This is a genomic window from Streptomyces canus 299MFChir4.1 (assembly GCF_000383615.1).
Classification (GTDB): Bacteria; Actinomycetota; Actinomycetes; order Streptomycetales; family Streptomycetaceae; genus Streptomyces; species Streptomyces canus_C.
Window position 1 is genome coordinate 176,631 of record NZ_KB911589.1, and the last position, 18,454, is coordinate 195,084.

Annotated in this window: 17 protein-coding genes; 13 read left to right on the forward strand and 4 right to left on the reverse strand. The window is 71.5% G+C overall.

What is annotated here, in order from left to right:
- Positions 1-236: 236 nt before the first annotated feature.
- On the forward strand, positions 237-1,004 hold the full coding sequence (locus H293_RS0120720; protein ID WP_007384535.1) for a ferritin-like fold-containing protein: 768 nt from the start codon (positions 237-239) through the stop codon (positions 1,002-1,004).
- Between the two features lie 159 nt (positions 1,005-1,163).
- Here the strand turns inward: H293_RS0120720 and H293_RS0120725 are convergent, their stop codons facing one another.
- The 4 genes from H293_RS0120725 to H293_RS0120740 form a co-directional block, all read right to left on the reverse strand.
- Positions 1,164-1,430: a hypothetical protein gene (locus tag H293_RS0120725; protein ID WP_028808044.1), complete on the reverse strand. Its 267-nt coding sequence runs from the start codon at positions 1,428-1,430 to the stop codon at positions 1,164-1,166.
- Positions 1,431-1,638: 208 nt separating this feature from the next.
- The gene (locus H293_RS0120730) at positions 1,639-1,866 is read right to left on the reverse strand and encodes a DUF3107 domain-containing protein (protein WP_020119766.1); all 228 of its coding nucleotides are present in this window, start codon (positions 1,864-1,866) and stop codon (positions 1,639-1,641) included.
- Positions 1,867-2,049: 183 nt separating this feature from the next.
- Positions 2,050-2,691, reverse strand: a complete 642-nt coding sequence (locus H293_RS0120735) for a TetR/AcrR family transcriptional regulator (RefSeq protein ID WP_028808045.1) — start codon at positions 2,689-2,691, stop codon at positions 2,050-2,052.
- Between the two features lie 256 nt (positions 2,692-2,947).
- On the reverse strand, positions 2,948-3,181 hold the full coding sequence (locus H293_RS0120740) for a hypothetical protein (RefSeq protein WP_020119768.1): 234 nt from the start codon (positions 3,179-3,181) through the stop codon (positions 2,948-2,950).
- A 203-nt stretch (positions 3,182-3,384) separates the two neighbouring features.
- Here H293_RS0120740 and H293_RS0120745 point away from each other — a divergent pair, with 203 nt between their 5' ends.
- From H293_RS0120745 to moeZ, 12 genes are all read left to right on the forward strand, one after another.
- Positions 3,385-4,473 (forward strand): alpha/beta fold hydrolase, encoded by a 1,089-nt coding sequence (locus H293_RS0120745; protein ID WP_020119769.1) that lies wholly within the window; start codon positions 3,385-3,387, stop codon positions 4,471-4,473.
- An 8-nt stretch (positions 4,474-4,481) separates the two neighbouring features.
- A complete protein-coding gene (locus tag H293_RS0120750) occupies positions 4,482-6,188 on the forward strand; it encodes a DUF3152 domain-containing protein (protein WP_106968360.1) in 1,707 nt (568 codons plus the stop codon).
- A 56-nt stretch (positions 6,189-6,244) separates the two neighbouring features.
- Positions 6,245-6,340, forward strand: coding sequence for an Ms4533A family Cys-rich leader peptide (locus H293_RS61430; RefSeq protein WP_310591899.1), 96 nt, complete (start codon positions 6,245-6,247; stop codon positions 6,338-6,340).
- Positions 6,341-6,504: 164 nt separating this feature from the next.
- Positions 6,505-8,223, forward strand: a complete 1,719-nt coding sequence (locus H293_RS0120755) for an ABC transporter substrate-binding protein (protein ID WP_020119771.1) — start codon at positions 6,505-6,507, stop codon at positions 8,221-8,223.
- 4 nt (positions 8,224-8,227) lie between these two features.
- Positions 8,228-9,277: an ABC transporter permease gene (locus tag H293_RS0120760; protein ID WP_020119772.1), complete on the forward strand. Its 1,050-nt coding sequence runs from the start codon at positions 8,228-8,230 to the stop codon at positions 9,275-9,277.
- Positions 9,274-10,272, forward strand: a complete 999-nt coding sequence (locus H293_RS0120765; protein ID WP_020119773.1) for an ABC transporter permease — start codon at positions 9,274-9,276, stop codon at positions 10,270-10,272. Before H293_RS0120760 ends, H293_RS0120765 begins: the two co-directional genes overlap by 4 nt.
- Entirely contained in the window at positions 10,269-11,861 is a 1,593-nt protein-coding gene (locus tag H293_RS0120770; RefSeq protein ID WP_020119774.1) for a dipeptide ABC transporter ATP-binding protein, read from the forward strand. The genes H293_RS0120765 and H293_RS0120770 overlap by 4 nt, the downstream gene beginning before the upstream one ends.
- A 190-nt stretch (positions 11,862-12,051) precedes the next feature.
- Positions 12,052-13,758: a DUF3492 domain-containing protein gene (locus H293_RS0120775; RefSeq protein WP_033415549.1), complete on the forward strand. Its 1,707-nt coding sequence runs from the start codon at positions 12,052-12,054 to the stop codon at positions 13,756-13,758.
- Entirely contained in the window at positions 13,755-15,212 is a 1,458-nt protein-coding gene (locus tag H293_RS0120780) for a hypothetical protein (protein ID WP_020119776.1), read from the forward strand. Before H293_RS0120775 ends, H293_RS0120780 begins: the two co-directional genes overlap by 4 nt.
- Before the next feature lie 286 nt (positions 15,213-15,498).
- Positions 15,499-16,458 (forward strand): NAD-dependent epimerase/dehydratase family protein, encoded by a 960-nt coding sequence (locus tag H293_RS0120785; protein ID WP_020119777.1) that lies wholly within the window; start codon positions 15,499-15,501, stop codon positions 16,456-16,458.
- Entirely contained in the window at positions 16,446-17,195 is a 750-nt protein-coding gene (locus tag H293_RS0120790; protein ID WP_020119778.1) for a spherulation-specific family 4 protein, read from the forward strand. Before H293_RS0120785 ends, H293_RS0120790 begins: the two co-directional genes overlap by 13 nt.
- Positions 17,196-17,258: 63 nt before the next feature.
- Positions 17,259-18,437 (forward strand): adenylyltransferase/sulfurtransferase MoeZ, encoded by a 1,179-nt coding sequence (moeZ, locus tag H293_RS0120795; protein WP_020119779.1) that lies wholly within the window; start codon positions 17,259-17,261, stop codon positions 18,435-18,437.
- Positions 18,438-18,454 lie beyond the last annotated feature (17 nt).

The window sequence follows — 18,454 nt, forward strand, 5'->3', positions numbered from 1 at the left end:
GTACGCACTGTGCCGTACGGGCGAGGAGGGCTGTCGGGTCGGAGCCGATCGGGCCACCGACCGGGCATCCTCATACGTGCGGCCTGTCGAGGTACGGCACTCACGAAGTGCCGTCGTACCAGCAGGCGCATTACCACCATACCCCGGAATCGTGCACATGCGATGGCCGATTTGGTCACGTAGTCGTCGTCACACTGATTGAGCAGGGCCTTACGCCGTCCGGAGAGCGGGCTATTGTGCGCTTCATGACGACCTCTGACAAGCCCGACAACGCCTCCGAGACCCCTGACGAACCCACCGTCGAGCACACCGGTGTCGCCGCCCAGGACTGGACGAAGGCCGCCGCCGACCCGCAGTACCGAGCCGCGGTCGTCGACCTGCTCGGCGCGCTCGCGTACGGCGAACTGGCGGCCTTCGAGCGGCTCGCGGAGGACGCCAAGCTGGCGCCGACGCTGGCGGACAAGGCGGAGCTGGCGAAGATGGCGTCGGCCGAGTTCCACCACTACGAGAAGCTGCGCGACCGGCTGACGGAGATCGGCGAGGAGCCGACGCTGGCGATGGAGCCGTTCGTCGCGGCACTCGACGGCTTCCACCGGCAGACGGCGCCCTCGGACTGGCTGGAGGGGCTCGTCAAGGCGTACGTCGGCGACTCGATCGCCAGTGACTTCTACCGGGAGGTCGCCGCGCGGCTCGACACGGACTCGCGCGAGCTGGTGCTGGCCGTCCTCGACGACACCGGGCACGCCGGTTTCGCCGTCGAGAAGGTGCGGGCGGCGATCGACGCGGATCCGCGCGTGGGCGGCCGACTCGCCCTGTGGGCGCGGCGGTTGATGGGCGAGGCGCTGTCGCAGTCGCAGCGGGTCGTGGCGGACCGGGACGCGCTGTCGACGATGCTCGTCGGGGGCGTCGCGGACGGGTTCGACCTCGCCGAGGTGGGGCGGATGTTCTCCCGGATCACCGAGGCGCACACCAAGCGGATGGCCGCGCTCGGGTTGGCGGCGTAGCGCCGACGGCGTTGCGATCGGACCGTTGAGAGGTCGAGGTCGAGGTCGAGGTCGAGGTCGAGGTCGAGGTCGCCGTTGCGGCTCCGGCTGGTGCCGCGTGGCGCTCGCCGGCCGCGCCCATGTGACGGAGCCGCCCCTGCCGCTACCGGCGCTTTCCGCTCACGCCGTCGCCGAGCGGCGGAGTCTTCCCGACGGGCGCAGGAGCAGGGACAGGGAGGCGACCGAGACCACGGCCGCGCCCAGGAGGATCAGCAGGATGTTGCCGGGGTCCAGGGCGGTGTGGGTCACGAAGGCACCGAAGAGGGCTCCCGCGGTGCCCGTCGCGAGGACCAGGGAACGGTTCGGCAGGCGGTGGGAGAGGCGGTGCGCCGCCACTCCCGCCAGCACGAGACCGAGCAGTGCTGAGCCGAGCGCTTCGATCAACATCATGGGGTCCCTCCCACACGGCCACACTGCCCATTACGGTCGTAGCCCGTCTTACCCGTGACCTGCGGAATGCAATCCTCCTCCGGGTGCTGTTCGTGCTCCATACGGGGCGGAAAAATCCCGCCCTGCCGACTACCCACCCACCTGGCCCTCACACGAAGAGGGGCCCGGCGACTACCGGTCGCCGGGCCCCTCTTCGTCTGTCTGCCTACAGCGCGCCGAAGCCCACCTTGCGCGGAGCCGGCTCGCCGAGCTCGACGTACGCGAGACGGTCGGCCGGGACGAGGACCTTGCGGCCGTGCTCGTCCACCAGGCTCAGCAGCTGCGACTTGCCCGCCAGGGCCTCCGCCACCGCCCGCTCGACCTCCTCGGCGCTCTGACCGCTCTCCAGAACGATCTCGCGGGGCGCGTGCTGCACGCCGATCTTGACCTCCACGGCTATGTCCCTCCGACGGTCAGTGAAGTGCGCGACCTTCCGCGCCGTACCCAGCACACATTAGCCCGGTGAGGGGACGTACACGCTCCGCGCAAGAACGCCAACAGCGAACATCGGGCGGGAACAAACGACCCGCACGCGTGCGTGCGGGTCGTTCGCGATCTCGTTCCGTGCCTCGTGCCGTCAGTGGTTCTCCGTGCCGTGCAGCGGGAATCCGGCGATGCCCCGCCACGCCAGCGACGTCAGCAGCTGGACCGCCTGGTCGCGCGGGACGCTGCGGTCGCTGTGCAGCCAGGACCGGGCCACCACCTGGGCGAGTCCGCCGAGACCCGACGCGAGCAGCATCGACTCCGCGCGCGAGAGACCGGTGTCCTCGGCGATCACGTCGCAGATCGCCTCGGCGCACTCGTTCGTGACCTTGTCGACGCGCTCGCGCACCGCGGGCTCGTTCGTCAGGTCCGACTCGAAGACCAGGCGGAAGGCGCCGCCGTCGTCCTCGACGTACGCGAAATAGGCGTCCATGGTCGCCCGTACGCGCTGCTTGTTGTCGCTCGTCGACGCGAGCGCGGTGCGCACCGCCTGGATCAGGGACTCGCAGTGCTGGTCCAGCAACGCGAGATAGAGGTCGAGCTTGCCCGGGAAGTGCTGGTAGAGCACCGGCTTGCTGACGCCGGCCCGCTCGGCGATGTCGTCCATCGCCGCCGCGTGGTAGCCCTGCGCCACGAAGACTTCCTGCGCGGCGCCCAGCAGCTGGTTCCGTCGGGCACGGCGCGGCAGGCGCGTCCCCCTCGGGCGTGCCGCCTCTGTCTGCTCGATGGCTGTCACGCCGCCTCCCAATGTCGTCCACATGCGGTGTGCGCCGCGCCGCCATCGTACTTTTCGGTAACCGTGCTGTGCGCGGTGCGAGCGCAGAATTTCACGGACCGGACGGTGACGAAAGCCGCGCAAAGGTTTCAAACGGGCACGTAGCGGGCAGAGCCCGCCCCGCTCCCGCTCGGGAATGCCCTGATGAGTGCTTTGTCGGCTGCTTCACGCCGTACAGGTGTCGCCACCCGTGTCGCCGCCGATGCCGCCGCCGATGTCACCGATAGTCGTCCTCGTCGAGCGAGACGACCCGGGCCTGTTCGACGAGGTCGGCCTCGTTGGCCCGGTCGGGGTCGACGCCGGTCAGCGGGTCGTCGCGGTCGGGCGCGATGTCGGTGCGCTGCTCGGCGGCGTCGTCCTCGGGGGCCTCGACGGCGATCTCGACGGCGTCGTCCTCCTCGAAGGCCTCCGGGTCGGTGAATGCCTCGGGATCGGTCGGGTCGTAGGCCATGGTGGGCTCCCTTCCTAGAACGTCCCTGATGTACACAGGGGGCCACATTCGGGTGCCCTGCGTACGAGCCTAGGAGACACACGATCTGGACGCCATGCGATGTGCGTGCCGCACAGGGTCCGCAGCGGCCCGTCCGCCTCGTACATGTGCGCTGTGATGGCGAACACATGAACCACTGCGTGATCGTCTCGTAACATTGCCGCATGTCTTCGACCGAGCTGCCCTTCGTGCCGCCCGCCACCGTCCTTCCGAAAGTGGCACCCGTCAGGGTCGGCGAGGGGGAGCGGCTCAGGTCGGTCGGGCTGCCGGGGATCACGCTGACGGTGCGTTCGAGGCCGCCCGCGCGCGAGGGGCTGCCGCCCGCGTTGTTCGTCCACGGGCTCGGCGGTTCCTCGCAGAACTGGTCGGCGCTGATGGAGCAGTTGGAGGGCGACGTCGACGGTGAGGCCGTCGACCTGCCCGGCTTCGGTGACTCCCCGCCGCCGGACGACGGCAATTACTCGGTCACCGCCCACGCGCGCGCGGTGATCCGTCTCCTCGACGCGTCCGGCCGCGGGGCCGTCCACCTCTTCGGGAACTCGCTCGGCGGCGCGGTGTCCACGCGCGTCGCGGCGGTGCGGCCGGACCTGGTGCGCACCCTCACCCTCGTCTCGCCGGCCCTCCCGGAGATCCGCGTCCAGCGCTCCGCCGTGCCCACGGGACTGCTGGCGCTGCCCGGCGTGGCCGGCCTTTTCACCCGGTACAGCAGGGGATGGACGGCCGAGCAGCGGGTCCGAGGGGTCACGGCCCTCTGCTACGGCGACCCCGGCCGGGTCAGTCCCGAGGGCTTCCAGCACGCGGTGGAGGAGATGGAGCGGCGGCTGCAACTGCCGTACTTCTGGGACGCGATGACGCGTTCCGCGCGCGGGCTGGTGAACGCGTACACACTCGGCGGCCAGCACGCGCTGTGGCGCCAGGCCGAGCGGGTCCTCGCACCCACGCTGCTCGTCTACGGCGGCCGTGACCAGCTCGTCGGCTTCCGTATGGCCCAGAAGGCGGCCCGTGCCTTCCGCGACTCCCGCCTGCTGACCCTGCCGGAGGCGGGGCACGTGGCGATGATGGAGTACCCGGAGACGGTGGCCGGCGCGTTCCGGGAGTTCGCCGCGGACACGGGAGCTTCCGACGCTTCCGTGGGAGGCTCTGAGCGGCGTGACGGCTCCGCGGGTGCCTCCGGTGAGGGGAACTCGGGTGACGGGGCGGACGCCGCAACGGCTTCCGGCGACGGGGCCGACACCACCACTGTGGGGAGCTGAGGCGCGGCGTGGGACGCCACAGTCGACGCGGGCCCGCCCCCAAGAAGGGGCCCGACAAGGGCAGTTCCGGCAAGGACGGTACGGCCCAGACGGCCGCCCAGACGGCCGCCGAGGCAGCACGGGGCACGACGGGTCGGGAACGGACACCGACTGTCCCCGCCCCGATGCCGCAGGCTGCTCGGCAGGGAATGCCGGGGGGCCGGGGGCCCGAGTACGGCGTGCCACGGACCGGCCCGGGCAGCGGCGCTGCCGGGCACCGGGTACCGGCACAGGGCGGCCCGAGGCTGCCCGACGGGACGCCCGCGCATGGCTTTCCGCGGTTGCCGGACGGCACGCCCGCGCACGGGTTTCCGCGGCTGCCTGATGGCACGCCCGCGCGTGGAGTTCCGCGTGTGCCGGATGGTCAGTCGTCCGGTCAGGGTGTGCGGCGGTTCCCGGACGGCACGCCCCCGAGTGGCTTCCCGCGGGTTCCCGACGGCACACCCGCCCAGGGCGTGCCCCGGGTTCGTGGTGGGCATCCCGAGCAGCGTGAATCCGGTGGCGCCTGGGGGGAGTTGAGCGGTCAGGGGCCGGGCGCACAGGCCGCCGGGCCCGGGTTCGCTCCGCCACGGCAGCGGCAGGGACCCCCGGGATCGCGGTCGGGGCCGCGGCAGGATTACGTCGACGCGTTCGCCGGCGACGTCGACGTCTCCGCGCCCGGCGGTCCTCGTGCTCCCGGCGGCCCCCGTGGCCCTGTTCCCGCGAACGGTCCCGTCACAGGCGCCGGAACGCCGGCCGTCGCACGTCCCTCCGCCGCGCACCGCTCCGACCCGGTCGGTCCCGCGGTCACCGACCGGCCCGACGACACCGACGCGGACGCCCGCCCCGACGATCGCGACGCGCCGCGGGACGGCCTGCCGCCCGCGGCCAAGGGCGGCAAGAGCCGGGCGTTCACCGGCATCGCGGCCGCCGCCGTCGTCACCGTGCTCGCCGTCGTCGTGGCCGGACAGGTCACCGACACGCGCGACACCGCCTCGGGTGCGCAGTCCGCCACCGACCAGGCGCGGGATGCCAGGGGTCCGGGGACGGGCGCGGTCGGACAGCCCTCGCCGTCGCCCTCGGTCGTCGTGGCGCCGCTGACGTACGAGCAGAAGATGGACACGAAGTACCCGCTCAGCGCCAAGCTCGACGGCTCGGGGAAGTTCGACGCGATCCCGGGCTTCGACAAGGCGCCCGGCAAGGGGCAGAAGTACACCTACCGCGTGGACGTGGAACAGGGTCTCGGACTCGACGGCGCACTCTTCGCCCAGGCTGTGCAGAAGACGCTCAATGACGACCGCAGCTGGGCCCACGACGGTGCCCGGACCTTCGAGCGCATCTACTCCGGCAAGCCCGACTTCGTGATCACGCTCGCCAGCCCCGGCACCACGGCCGACTGGTGTGCCAAGTCCGGACTCGACACGACGGAGGACAACGTCTCGTGCGACTCGGCCGCCACCGAACGCGTGATGATCAATGCGTATCGATGGGCCCAGGGATCAACCACATACGGTGATCGAATCCATGTGTACCGGCAGATGTTGATCAACCATGAAGTCGGCCACCGCCTCGGCTACTCCCATGTGACGTGCGACAAGAACGGCGAGCTCGCGCCGGTCATGCAGCAGCAGACCAAGTTCCTCGACCACGACGGGATCCACTGCCGGGCCAACCCCTGGGCCTACCCGGGGAGTTGACAGAGCGCGCACATGTCACATTGACATGTGTTGATCGGTCGTACATATTGCTGCCCATGTGGTCTAGTCATGCCGTCGACAGCAGCGCCGCCATTCAGCTGGCGCTCATCGGTGTGACCCCGCTCTGCGTGGCCGACATTCTCTGTCGCTGACGTCCGCCCCCAGGCGCGCGCGTCGCGAATCCCGCAGTCTCCGTGACCCCGAGTCATGGCTTTCTCGACGACCCGACGCCGGGGCGGTCGTCTATCCACCTTCGTCTCACCCTTCGGCAATCCGTCTCGTCATTCGAGACACATCATGCGAGAGGTCGTCTCCGATGCGTCATCCGTCCCTCACAGCGCGCCGCGTGGCCGCGGTATCCGTAAGCCTGGTTCTGGCAGCGGGCGCCGCCGCCTGCGGCCCTGAGGACAACGATGCCAAGAGCTCCGGTGGCGACTCCACGCCCCACAAGGGCGGCACCCTGACGGTCCTCAACTCCAACCCGCAGCAGGACTTCGACCCGGCCCGCCTGTACACCTCCGGCGGCGGCAATGTGCCCTCCCTCGTCTTCCGCACCCTCACCACCCGCAACCGCGAGAACGGCGCCGCCGGCGCCAAGGTCGTCCCCGACCTCGCCACCGACACCGGGCGCCCCAGCAAGGACGCGACCGTGTGGACGTACACCCTGAAGAAGGGCCTCAAGTACGAGGACGGCACCGCGATCACCTCGGCCGACATCAAGTACGGCATCGAGCGCTCCTTCGCGCCCGAACTCTCCGGCGGCGCCCCCTACCTGCGGGACTGGCTGGTCGGCGCGGCCGACTACCAGGGGCCGTACAAGGACAAGAAGGGCCTCGCGGCGATCGAGACGCCGGACGAGCGCACCCTCGTCTTCCACCTGAACAAGCCCGAGGGCGAGTTCCCGTACCTGGCCACGCAGACGCAGTTCACGCCTGTCCCCAAGGCCAAGGACACCGGTACGAAGTACGAGGAGCACCCGGTCTCGTCCGGCCCGTACAAGGTCGTCACGAACCAGAACGACGGTGAGCATCTCGTCCTGGAGCGCAACACGTACTGGTCCGCCTCGACGGACGCCGAGCGCAAGGCGTACCCGGACCGGATCGACGTCAAGTCCGGCCTCGACTCGTCGGTGATCAACCAGCGGCTGTCGTCGTCCCAGGGGGCGGACGCGGCCGCGGTCACCACGGACACCAACCTCGGCCCGGCCGAGCTCGCCAAGGTGACGGGCGACAAGGAACTCGCCTCCCGCGTGGGCACCGGGCACTTCGGCTACACGAACTACATAGCGTTCAACCCGACGGTCAAGCCGTTCGACAACGTCAAGGTGCGGCAGGCCATCTCGTACGCCGTCGACCGCTCCTCGGTGGTCAACGCGGCCGGCGGCAGCGCGCTCGCCGAGTCCGCCACCACCTACCTGCCGAACCAGAAGTCCTTCGGCTACGAGCCGTACGACCTCTTCCCGGCGGGCGCGACGGGCAACGCGGCCAAGGCCAAGGAGCTGCTGAAGCAGGCCGGTCACCCGAACGGGCTCACGGTCACGCTGACGCACTCCAACTCCAAGGACTTCGAGACCAGCCCCGAGATCGCGACCGCGGTCCAGGACGCGCTCAAGAAGGCCGGCATCACGGTCAAGCTCCAGGGGCTTGAGGAGAACGACTACTCGGACACGATCCACAGCGTGAAGACCGAGCCCGGTTTCTTCCTCGCCCACTGGGGAGCCGACTGGCCCTCCGGCGGTCCCTTCCTCGCCCCGATCTTCGACGGCCGGCAGATCGTCAAGGACGGCGCGAACTTCAACACGGGCCTGCTCAACGACAAGTCGGTCAATGACGAGATTGACGCGATCAACAAGTTGACCGATCTTGACGCTGCCGCCAAGCGATGGGGTGCACTGGACAAGAAGATCGGCGAGCAGGCACTGACCGTGCCGCTGTTCCACCCGGTCTACAAGCGCCTGTACGGCAAGGACATCAAGGACGTCGTGATCAGCGACTGGACCGGTGTTCTGGACATCTCGCAGGTCGCGGTCAAGTAACCCGATGAGCGAGGCACTTGTCGCCACCGAGGTCCCCGAGGCATCCGTCCCGGGGGCCTCGGGGGCCCGTCAGTTCTGGCGTCGGCTGCGGGCGCAGCGCGCCGCCATGGTCGCGGCCGTCGTCGTCGCACTGCTCGTCCTGGTCGCCCTCGCGGCGCCCCTGCTCACCGCGCTGGAGGGCCAGGACCCGACCACCTACCACCCCTCCCTGATCGACTCCGCGCGTGGAGGCGTGCCCATCGGGTCCTTCGGGGGCGTCGGCGGGGAGCATTGGCTCGGCGTCGAGCCCCAGACCGGACGCGACCTGTTCGCGCGGCTGGTGTACGGCGCCCGGGTCTCCCTGGGCGTCGCCCTGGCCGCGACCGCCGTACAGGTCTTCCTCGGTGTCGTCGTCGGTGTCGCGGCCGCGCTCGGCAACCGATGGGTTGATCAACTGTTGAGCCGGATCACCGACATCATCGTGGCCATGCCGTTGATGATCATGGCGTTGGCACTGCTGGCCGTCGTGCCGAGCAGCTTCCCCCGGCCGGTCCTGGTCGCGCTCATCATCGGTTTCGTCGCCTGGGGCACGATCGGCAAGATCGCGCGCGCCCAGACCCTCACCCTCAAGGAACTCGACTACGTGGCCGCCGCCCGGCTCAGCGGCTGGGGCACCCTGCGGATCGCCCGCCGGGAACTGCTGCCCGGTCTCGCCGCGCCCGTCATCACCTACGCGGCCCTCATGGTGCCCGCGAACATCTCCATCGAGGCGTCCCTGTCCTTCCTCGGCGTCGGCGTCAAGCCGCCCACCCCGTCCTGGGGACAGATGCTCACCTCGGCCGATGTCTGGTACCAGGCGGCCCCGCAGTACCTGCTGCTGCCCGCGGCCGCGCTGTTCGTCACCGTCCTCGCGCTCACCGTCCTCGGCGACGGGGTCCGCACCGCCCTCGACCCGCGTGCGGCCTCCCGACTGCGTATCGGCACGGGCCGCAGACAGGAGTCAAAGGCAGGCAAGCCCGAGGCCGCCAAGACCGAGGCCGGCAGGTCCGAGGCCGCCGAGGAGGGCATCGCATGAGCGGCTTCACCGCATTCGCCCTGCGCCGGGCCGTGAGCGCCGTACTCACCCTGCTCGCCCTCTCGGTGATCATCTACGTCGTCTTCTACGCCACCCCCGGCAATGTCGCCCAGATCACCTGCGGCCCGCGCTGCTCGCCCGAACAGGTGCACCAGGTCGCCCAGCAACTCCGGCTCGACGATCCGCTGTACCTGCGCTACTGGCACTTCCTCCAGGGCATCGTCGCGGGCCACGACTACTCCACCGGGACCTCCGTCGAGCACTGCCCGGCGCCGTGCCTCGGGCTGTCGTACCAAAGTGACCAGCAGGTCACCCGGATCATCCTGAACAAGCTGCCCGTCAGCCTGTCGCTGGTGGTCGGCGCGATGGTCCTCTGGCTGCTGCTGGGCGTCGGCACCGGCGTGCTCTCCGCCTGGCGGCGCGGCCGGTTCACCGAGCGCGCGCTGACCGGCATCACCCTCGCCGGCGTCGCCACGCCCGTGTTCGTCATCGGCCTCGTCCTGATGATCGTGGTCTGCGGGCAACTGGAACTCCTGCCCTTCCCCGAGTACGTCTCCTTCTCCGACGACCCCGAACAGTGGATGTGGGGCCTGCTGCTGCCCTGGGTCACGCTCGCCCTCGGCGAGGCGGCCTACTTCGCGCGGCTGACCCGGGCGTCGATGCTGGAGACGCTCGCCGAGGACCACATCCGCACCTTCCGGGCCTACGGCGTCGGCGAGCGGTCGATCGTCGGCCGGCACGCCCTGCGCGGGGCCCTGGCCCCGATCATCGCCCTGAACGCCAACGACTTCGGCAGCGCGATGGGCGGGGCCGTCCTCGTCGAGTCGCTGTTCGGCCTGCCCGGCATCGGCCAGGAACTGGTCCACGCCGTCACCGTCGTCGACCTCCCGGTCGTCGTCGGCATGGTCCTGGTCATCGGCTTCTTCGTGGTGCTCGCCAACGCCGTCGCGGACGTCCTGTACGCGGTGGCCGACCGACGGGTGGTGCTCGCATGAGCCTTGTCCATGTCACGGACCTGACCGTCGAGTTCGGCGACCTGCGCGCCGTCGACGGCCTCTCCTTCCGCCTGGAGGAGGGCGCGGCCCTCGCCCTGGTCGGCGAGTCCGGCTCCGGCAAGTCCACCGTCGCCTCGGCCCTGCTCGGGCTGCACCGCGGCACGGGGGCGCGTGTGGGCGGCTCGGTCGAGGTCGCCGGAGTGGACGTACCGCGGGCGTCGGACGACGAACTGCGGCGGCTGCGGGGCGCGAAGGCCGCGATGGTCTTCCAGGACCCGCTGTCGTCCCTGGACCCCTACTACGCGATCGGCGACCAGATCGCCGAGGTGTACCGCGTGCACACGCGCGCGTCGCGACGAACGGCACGCGCGCGTGCGGTGGAGGTGCTGGACCGGGTCGGCATTCCGGACGCCGTACGGCGATCCCGGTCCCGTCCGCACGAGTTCAGCGGCGGCATGCGCCAGCGCGCCCTCATCGCGATGGCACTGGCCTGCGAACCCCGCCTGCTGATCGCCGACGAGCCGACGACCGCGCTCGACGTGACCGTCCAGGCCCAGATCCTCGACCTGCTGCACACGCTGCGCGCGGAGACCGGCATGGGCCTGCTGCTCGTCACGCACGACGTGGGCGTCGCCGCGGGCAGCGTCGACGACGTGCTGGTCATGCGGCACGGTCGCGCGGTCGAGCAGGGGCCGGTCGCCGCGGTGCTCGGGGCGCCGGGAGAGGCGTACACCCGCGAACTGCTCGCCGCGGTACCGCGCGTGGACGCCCCGCGGGCACCTTCCGGGCCGGCCGGCGAGGTGGTCCTCGAAGCGAGGGGCCTGCGACGCGAGTTCGGCCGCGGCAGGAAGGCCTTCGCGGCCGTCGACGACGTCTCGCTGACCGTCCGCCGGGGCGAGACCCTCGGCGTCGTCGGCGAGAGCGGCAGCGGCAAGACCACCCTGGGACGGATGCTGGTCGGCCTGCTGGAGCCGACGGCGGGGGAGGTCCGCCACGACGGCCACGCACGCGTGGGCGTGAACCCGGCCGTGCAGATGGTCTTCCAGGACCCCGTCTCCTCCCTCAACCCCCGCCGCAACGTGGGCGAGTCCATCGCCGACCCCATCCGCGCGCGGGGCGAGAGGGACGAGCAGCGGATCAGGGGGCGCGTGAAGGAACTCCTGGAGCGTGTGGGACTCGAAGGGGCGCGCTACGACCGCTACCCGCACGAGTTCAGCGGCGGCCAGCGCCAGCGCGTGGGCATCGCCCGGGCGCTCGCGGCCGACCCGCGCGTCATCGTCTGCGACGAACCGGTCTCCGCCCTCGACGTCACCACCCAGGCCCAGGTGGTGGCCCTGCTCGGCGAGCTGCAGCGGGAGCTCGGACTCGCGCTGGTCTTCGTCGCGCACGACCTCGCCGTCGTACGCCAGGTCAGCGACCGCGTCGCCGTGATGCGGCGCGGCCGGATCGTCGAACAGGGCCCGGCCGACGAGGTCTACGACAGCCCGCGGGACCCGTACACCCGGCAACTCCTGGCCGCCGTACCGGCACTCGATCCGCGGATCGCGGCCCGGCGCAGGGCGGAGCGCGGGGAAGTGGCCGTGACCTGACGTTCCGTGTCCGGATGATCTCTTAGCGCGACCGAACGCGACCCGCACGGGAAAGTTACGAGCGTTCACCCCTTCTGGTGGTGCGATGGACAACCGTCCGTCGCACCACCACCTTGTCCGCATACCTTCGTCCCGCTGCGAGCCGCCGGGCCAACGGCGGCTCCTCATACGGGAGATCGGGGGTGCACTCGTGCGCATAGGACTGCTTACGGAGGGTGGCTATCCGTATGTGAGCGGTGACGCCAGACTCTGGTGCGACCGGCTCGTGCGCGGGCTCGAGCAGCACGAGTTCGACATCTACGCGCTCAGCCGCAGCGAGCGCCAGGAGGACGAGGGCTGGGTCCAACTGCCACCGCAGGTCGGCAGGGTCATCACGGCCCCGCTGTGGACCGCGGGGGACGACGGCGTGGTGTACGGGCGGCGCGCGCGCCGTCGGTTCGCCGAGTCTTACGGCGAGTTGGCGACGGCACTGTGCGAAGGGGGAGTCGGCGACGCCTCGGGGGAGTCGTCGGCCACCGAGGCGGACCGTTTCGCCAACGCCCTGTACGGACTCGCCGAACTCGCCCGCGACGAGGGCGGGCTGGTCGGCGCGCTCCGCTCCGAGACCGCCGTACGGGCCCTGGAGCGCGCCTGTCGTGCGCCCGGCGCCCGGCAGACAGCGCGCGCGGCGCGGGTACCGGAGCTGCTCGCCGTGGCCGGACACCTGGAGCGCGCCCTGCGCCCCCTGTCGCTCGACTGGTACGAGGACGACGGCCTCGGCGCGGTCGACCTGTGCCACGCGGCCTCCGGCGGCCCGGCCGCCCTGCCCGGCCTCCTCGCGCACCACTTCTGCGGTGTGCCGCTGCTGGTCACGGAGTACGGCGTACGACTGCGCACGCACTACCTGGCCGACACCGAGTCCCCGCCCGCCGTACGGAGCCTGCTCACCGCCTTCCACGGCCGGCTCGCCACCGAGACCTACCGGCGGGCGGCGGTCGTCACGCCCGGCAACACCCACGCCCGCCGCTGGCAGGAGCGCTGCGGCGCCGACCGCGCGAAGCTGCGCACGGTCTACCCGGGCATGGACGCCACCCGCTTCACTGAGGTGGGCGAGTCCGCGGACTGCGTGGACCCGGACACGCTGGTCTGGGTCGGCCGGGTCGAACCCGCCAAGGATCTGATCTCCCTGCTCCACGCCTTCGCGGAGGTCCGCAAGGAGGAGCCCAAGACCCGGCTGAGAATCGTCGGCGCGCCCACCGGCCCCGAGGGCGCGGCTTATCTCGGGCACTGCAAGGCGCTGGCCGCGCAGCTCTTCCCCGACGAGGCGGAGGGGCTGCACGCCGTGGGCGACAACCCCGTCCGCTTCGAGGAGATCGGCGGTCCCGAGGTGCCGACGCTCGCCGACGCGTATGCCTCGGGCGCGGTCACTGTCCTGTCCAGCGTCGTCGAGGGCTTCCCGATCACCCTCGTCGAGGCCATGTTCTGCGGCCGGGCCACCGTGTCCACCGACGTCGGAGCGGTTGTGGAGGTCATCGGCGGCACGGGTCTCGTCGTCCCGCCCCGCAACCCGAAGGCGCTCGCGGAGGCGTGCGTCACGCTGCTGCGCGACCCCGAACGCCGTGAGCGCCTGGGCGCCGCCGCACGCGCCCGGGCGCTCGAACTGTTCACCGTGGAACAGAACATCACGGCATTTCACGGCATTTACCTGGAGATCGTCTCGCACACGCCGGTCCGCCGGGTCGTCCTGGACAACGCCGGCGAGCCCCTGCCCTTCGCCGCCCCAGCCGAAGCCCATGTACCCGGCCGCTGGACCGAGCACAGCACCCGCGTCGTGGCCCGGGGCGGCCCCGGCTGGGCCGCGGGGCCACCGGTCCGCGCGACGCCTCCCTTCGCCGCCCCGGAAGGAGCGACCGGATGAGCGACGTGGGACTCGACCGCCCCGGCACCCCTGGCAGCCCTGGCGCGTGGGACACCGAGTCGGGGGAGTGGCTGACGGAAACGTCGACAGGGTCGGCGCCGGGCGGTGTGGAGGACTCCGGAGTGTCCGAGGGGTCGGGGGAGTCCGAGGGCTCGGGGAAGTCCGAGGTGGCCGGCGGGTCTGAGACGTCCGGCGAATCCGAGGTGGCCGGCAACTCCGAGGTGTCCGAAGCGGCTGAGCCGGAAGACTCCGACCCGCACACGGTCGACGCCTCCGGGGAAGCAGACCCATACGCCCCGTCGGCGCCCACCCCGCGAGCCCCCGAGATCTCCACCGGCCTCAAGCCCACCAGCACCGGCCCCGCCCGCCGTTCAGCCGCCGACCCGGTGAAGGCCCTGATGCACCGTCACCGCGAGCTGTGCGCACGGGCCGTCGACCCCCTGGAGATCGCGGCCGGCCTGGAGGCCCACGGCGTCACCGACCGCACCGCCGTCCGCTTCCGGCACCGGGACGTCTTCTCCCTCGCCGAGGAGATGTACGCCCGCGTCCCGAGGGACGGCGAGACGACCCCGCCGCCCACGGTGGAGCAGACCTCCGGGCCCCGCGCCGACTGGGCCCTGCTCACCCTCCTCTCCGGCGCCCTCTGCGCGGCCACGGTGACCGGCATCCACCTCACCGACGGCCAGTCCCGGCTGGTCGCCGCCCTGGTGGGCTTCCTGGCCGTGTCCCTGGCCGTGCGCGCGGCCCTGTCCCGCGGTCCCCTCGCCGCACCCGACCGCGCACCCGCCACCGGCACCTCCACCTGGACGTACTGGCTCCTCGCCTACGCCACCCTCGGCGACGGCCTCCTCGCCGCGGCCGTGACCGGTGGCCCCGACGCCCTGCCCACCGGCGCCGCCGACGCTGCCTGGCCCACGACCACGGCCCCCCTCCTCGCCCTCACCCTGTCCTGCGTCCCGGCGGCCTGGTCCGCCCACCTCTTCGCGGCCCGCGCCCGCCGCAAACTGGCCGTCAGCCGCGGTCTGGAGGACTTCGCGGCCTCCGTACGCCCCCTGCTGCTGGGCACGTTCGCCCTGTACCTGTGTGCCCTGACGGCTCTGTCGGCCCTGTCCTCCGCCGCCGTGGCCGAACCAGCCGCCCTCCCACAGATCATCGCTCTGGGCGCTCTCCTCTTCCTCGCCCGCCTCCTCACCGTCCACGGTTTCACCCACGCCCCCGGGGTGGTTCTCACCGCCGCGGCCACGGCCCAGGGCACCGCCCTCGCGGCGGCTTTCGCCTCCCGTCTGCCGGGCTGCGGCTTCCTGGCCGCACCGGTGGACGCCCTGGTGGACCTCTGGGGCGCGGGCGGCATCCAGACCCTCTCCTGCGGGCTCGGCGCCCTGGCCCTGCTGATCCACGGGGCCCGCAAGCTGACGAGGGCGTCAGCCCACGCCCAGGCGGAGGACCCGTGCTGACCCGCCCCCGAGCCACACACCCGCCGTAGGCGCGGCCTCCCAGTCGCCATGGGCGAGAGCGGCCCCCGCCGTGGGCGCGGCCTTCCACCCACGGTGGGAGAACCGCCCCGCCGCCCCGCCGACCCGCACACACCGCCGCAGGCATCCGCTCCGGCCTCCGCCGCAGGCAACCGCTCCGGCCCCGCCGCAGCAACCCTCCGGTTCCGCCGGAGGCAACCGCAAGCCCTCCCGAAGGAGAACCCGCAATGACCACCTCCCGACCCCCCAAGGCCCCGGGAGCAGCCCGATGAGAGTCCTGCTGATCGGAGCCAACGGCTACCTCGGCCGCTTCGTCGCCGACCGTCTGCTCGCCGACCCCGCCGTCCAGCTCACCGCCCTCGGCCGCGGTGACGACGCCGACGTCCGCTTCGACCTCGCGTCCGGCAGCCCAGGCGCCCTCACCCGCTTCCTCGACGCGGTCCACCCGGGCGTCGTCGTCAACTGCGCCGGCGCCACCCGCGGCGGTGCCCGCGAACTCACCCGCCACAACACGGTCGCCGTCGCCACCGTCTGCGAGGCCCTGCGCCGCAGTGGCTGCGGAGCGCGTCTGGTGCAGATCGGCTGCGGTGCCGAGTACGGGCCCAGCCAGCCCGGCTCCTCCACGGCTGAGGACGCCGTCCCCCGCCCCGGCGGCCCGTACGGCGTCAGCAAACTCGCCGCCACCGAACTGGTCCTCGGCTCCGGCCTGGACGCGGTCGTCCTGCGCGTCTTCTCACCGGCCGGCCCCGGCACCCCCGCGGGCTCACCGCTCGGCCGTCTCGCCGAGGCCATGCGCCGCGCCATGCAGTCCGGCGACGGCGAACTCAAGCTCGGCGGACTCGGCGCCCAGCGCGACTTCGTCGACGTCCGCGATGTGGCCCGCGCCGTCCACGCGGCCTCGCTCTCCGCCGCACAGGGCGTCATCAACATCGGCTCGGGCCGAGCCGTCCGCCTCCGCGACGCCGCCGCCGTCCTGGCCCGGGTCGCCGGATACGGCGGCGCCCTCCACGAACTCGACGGCCCTCCCGGCCCGCTGAGGGCGACCATCGGCCACCCCCGCTCGGACCCCGACCACGCGGCACCCGTCGCGTACCCGTACCCGGACGGCTGTGGCAGCTGGCAGCAGGCCGATGTGCGCACCGCGCGCGACCGGCTCGGCTGGCGCCCCCGCATCAACCTCGAAGAGTCCCTCGCCGACATCTGGATGGAGGCGGCATGCCGCATCTGACCAGCACGAAGACAAGCACGTCGAGCACCGAGCTGCGCACCGGCCTCGGCGTCCCCGGCTTCGCCCACCCTCTGGTCGCCCCCGCCGAATGGGCCGAACTGGCCCGCCCCGGCACCCCCGTGCACTGGGTCGTCCTCGACGTCGCCGAGGGCCCGGGTGCCCGCCCCGACCCGCACTGCCTCGAAGCGGCCGGCCGGCTGCGCAACGCGGGCGTCCGCGTCCTCGGCCACCTCGACAGCGCCCACGGGACCCGCACCTACGCCGAGACGGTCTCCGAGGCCCAGCGCTACATCGACTGGTACCAGGTCGACGGCTTCCTCCTGGACCGCTGTCCCACCGAACGCGCCGCGCTCCCCGAGGTCCGCCGCACCGTCACCACGCTCCGCGCCGTCCGTGACGATGCCCACATCGTCCTCGGCCACGGCACCCATCCCCACCCCGGTTACGCCGAGAACGCCGACCAGTTGGTCACCTTCTCCGGTTCCTGGAGCGACTACCGCTGGTCGCAGGTGGCCGAGTGGACCGCCGACTACCCGCCCGACCGCTTCTGCCACCTCGTCCACGGGGTGCCCGGCCCACACCTGGAGGAGGCGCTGCGGATCGCCCGCTGGCAGGGCGCCGCCACGATCTGGTTCACCGACCGCACGGACCACGGCGGCCGTGTCGACCCCTGGGAGACCATGCCCGGCTACTGGGACGAGATCGTCTCGCGGATCGGAACGGGTGTCTCGGAATGAAGAAGGCCGTGGCAGTGTTACGGGGAGAACAACTGTAGTGATTGACCGACCAACGGAGTCCCCGTGTCGCTGCCACCCCTGGTCGAGCCCGCTGCCGAGCTCACCGTAGACGAGGTCCGCAGGTACTCCCGCCACCTGATCATCCCCGATGTCGGGATGGACGGGCAGAAGCGGCTGAAGAACGCCAAGGTGCTCTGTGTGGGCGCCGGCGGCCTGGGCTCGCCGGCGCTGATGTACCTGGCCGCGGCGGGCGTCGGCACGCTCGGCATCGTGGAGTTCGACGAGGTCGACGAGTCGAACCTGCAGCGCCAGATCATCCACAGCCAGGCCGACATCGGCCGCTCCAAGGCCGAGTCCGCCCGCGACTCCGTCCTCGGCATCAACCCGTACGTGAACGTGGTCCTTCACGAGGAGCGGCTCGAGGCCGACAACGTGATGGACATCTTCAGCCAGTACGACCTGATCGTCGACGGCACCGACAACTTCGCGACCCGCTACCTGGTCAACGACGCGTGCGTGCTGCTCAACAAGCCGTACGTCTGGGGCTCGATCTACCGCTTCGACGGCCAGGCCTCCGTCTTCTGGTCCGAGCACGGTCCCTGCTACCGCTGCCTCTACCCGGAGCCCCCGCCCCCCGGCATGGTCCCCTCCTGCGCCGAGGGCGGCGTGCTGGGCGTGCTGTGCGCGTCCATCGGCTCCATCCAGGTCAACGAGGCCATCAAGCTCCTCGCGGGCATCGGCGAGCCCCTTGTCGGCCGTCTGATGATCTACGACGCCCTGGAGATGCAGTACCGCCAGGTCAAGGTCCGCAAGGACCCGAACTGCGCGGTCTGCGGCGAGAACCCGACCGTCACCGAGCTCATCGACTACGAGGCCTTCTGCGGCGTCGTCTCCGAGGAGGCCCAGGAGGCGGCCGCCGGCTCGACGATCACTCCCAAGCAGCTCAAGGAGTGGATCGACGACGGCGAGAACATCGAGATCATCGACGTCCGCGAGATCAACGAGTACGAGATCGTCTCCATCCCGGGCGCCAAGCTGATCCCCAAGAACGAGTTCCTCATGGGCACCGCCCTGGAGGGCCTTCCGCAGGACAAGAAGATCGTCCTGCACTGCAAGACGGGTGTCCGCAGTGCGGAAGTCCTCGCGGTCCTGAAATCCGCGGGCTTCTCCGACGCCGTCCACGTCGGCGGCGGCGTGATCGGCTGGGTCCACCAGATCGAGCCGCACAAGCCGGTCTACTAGTCCCACGGCTTCCCGGG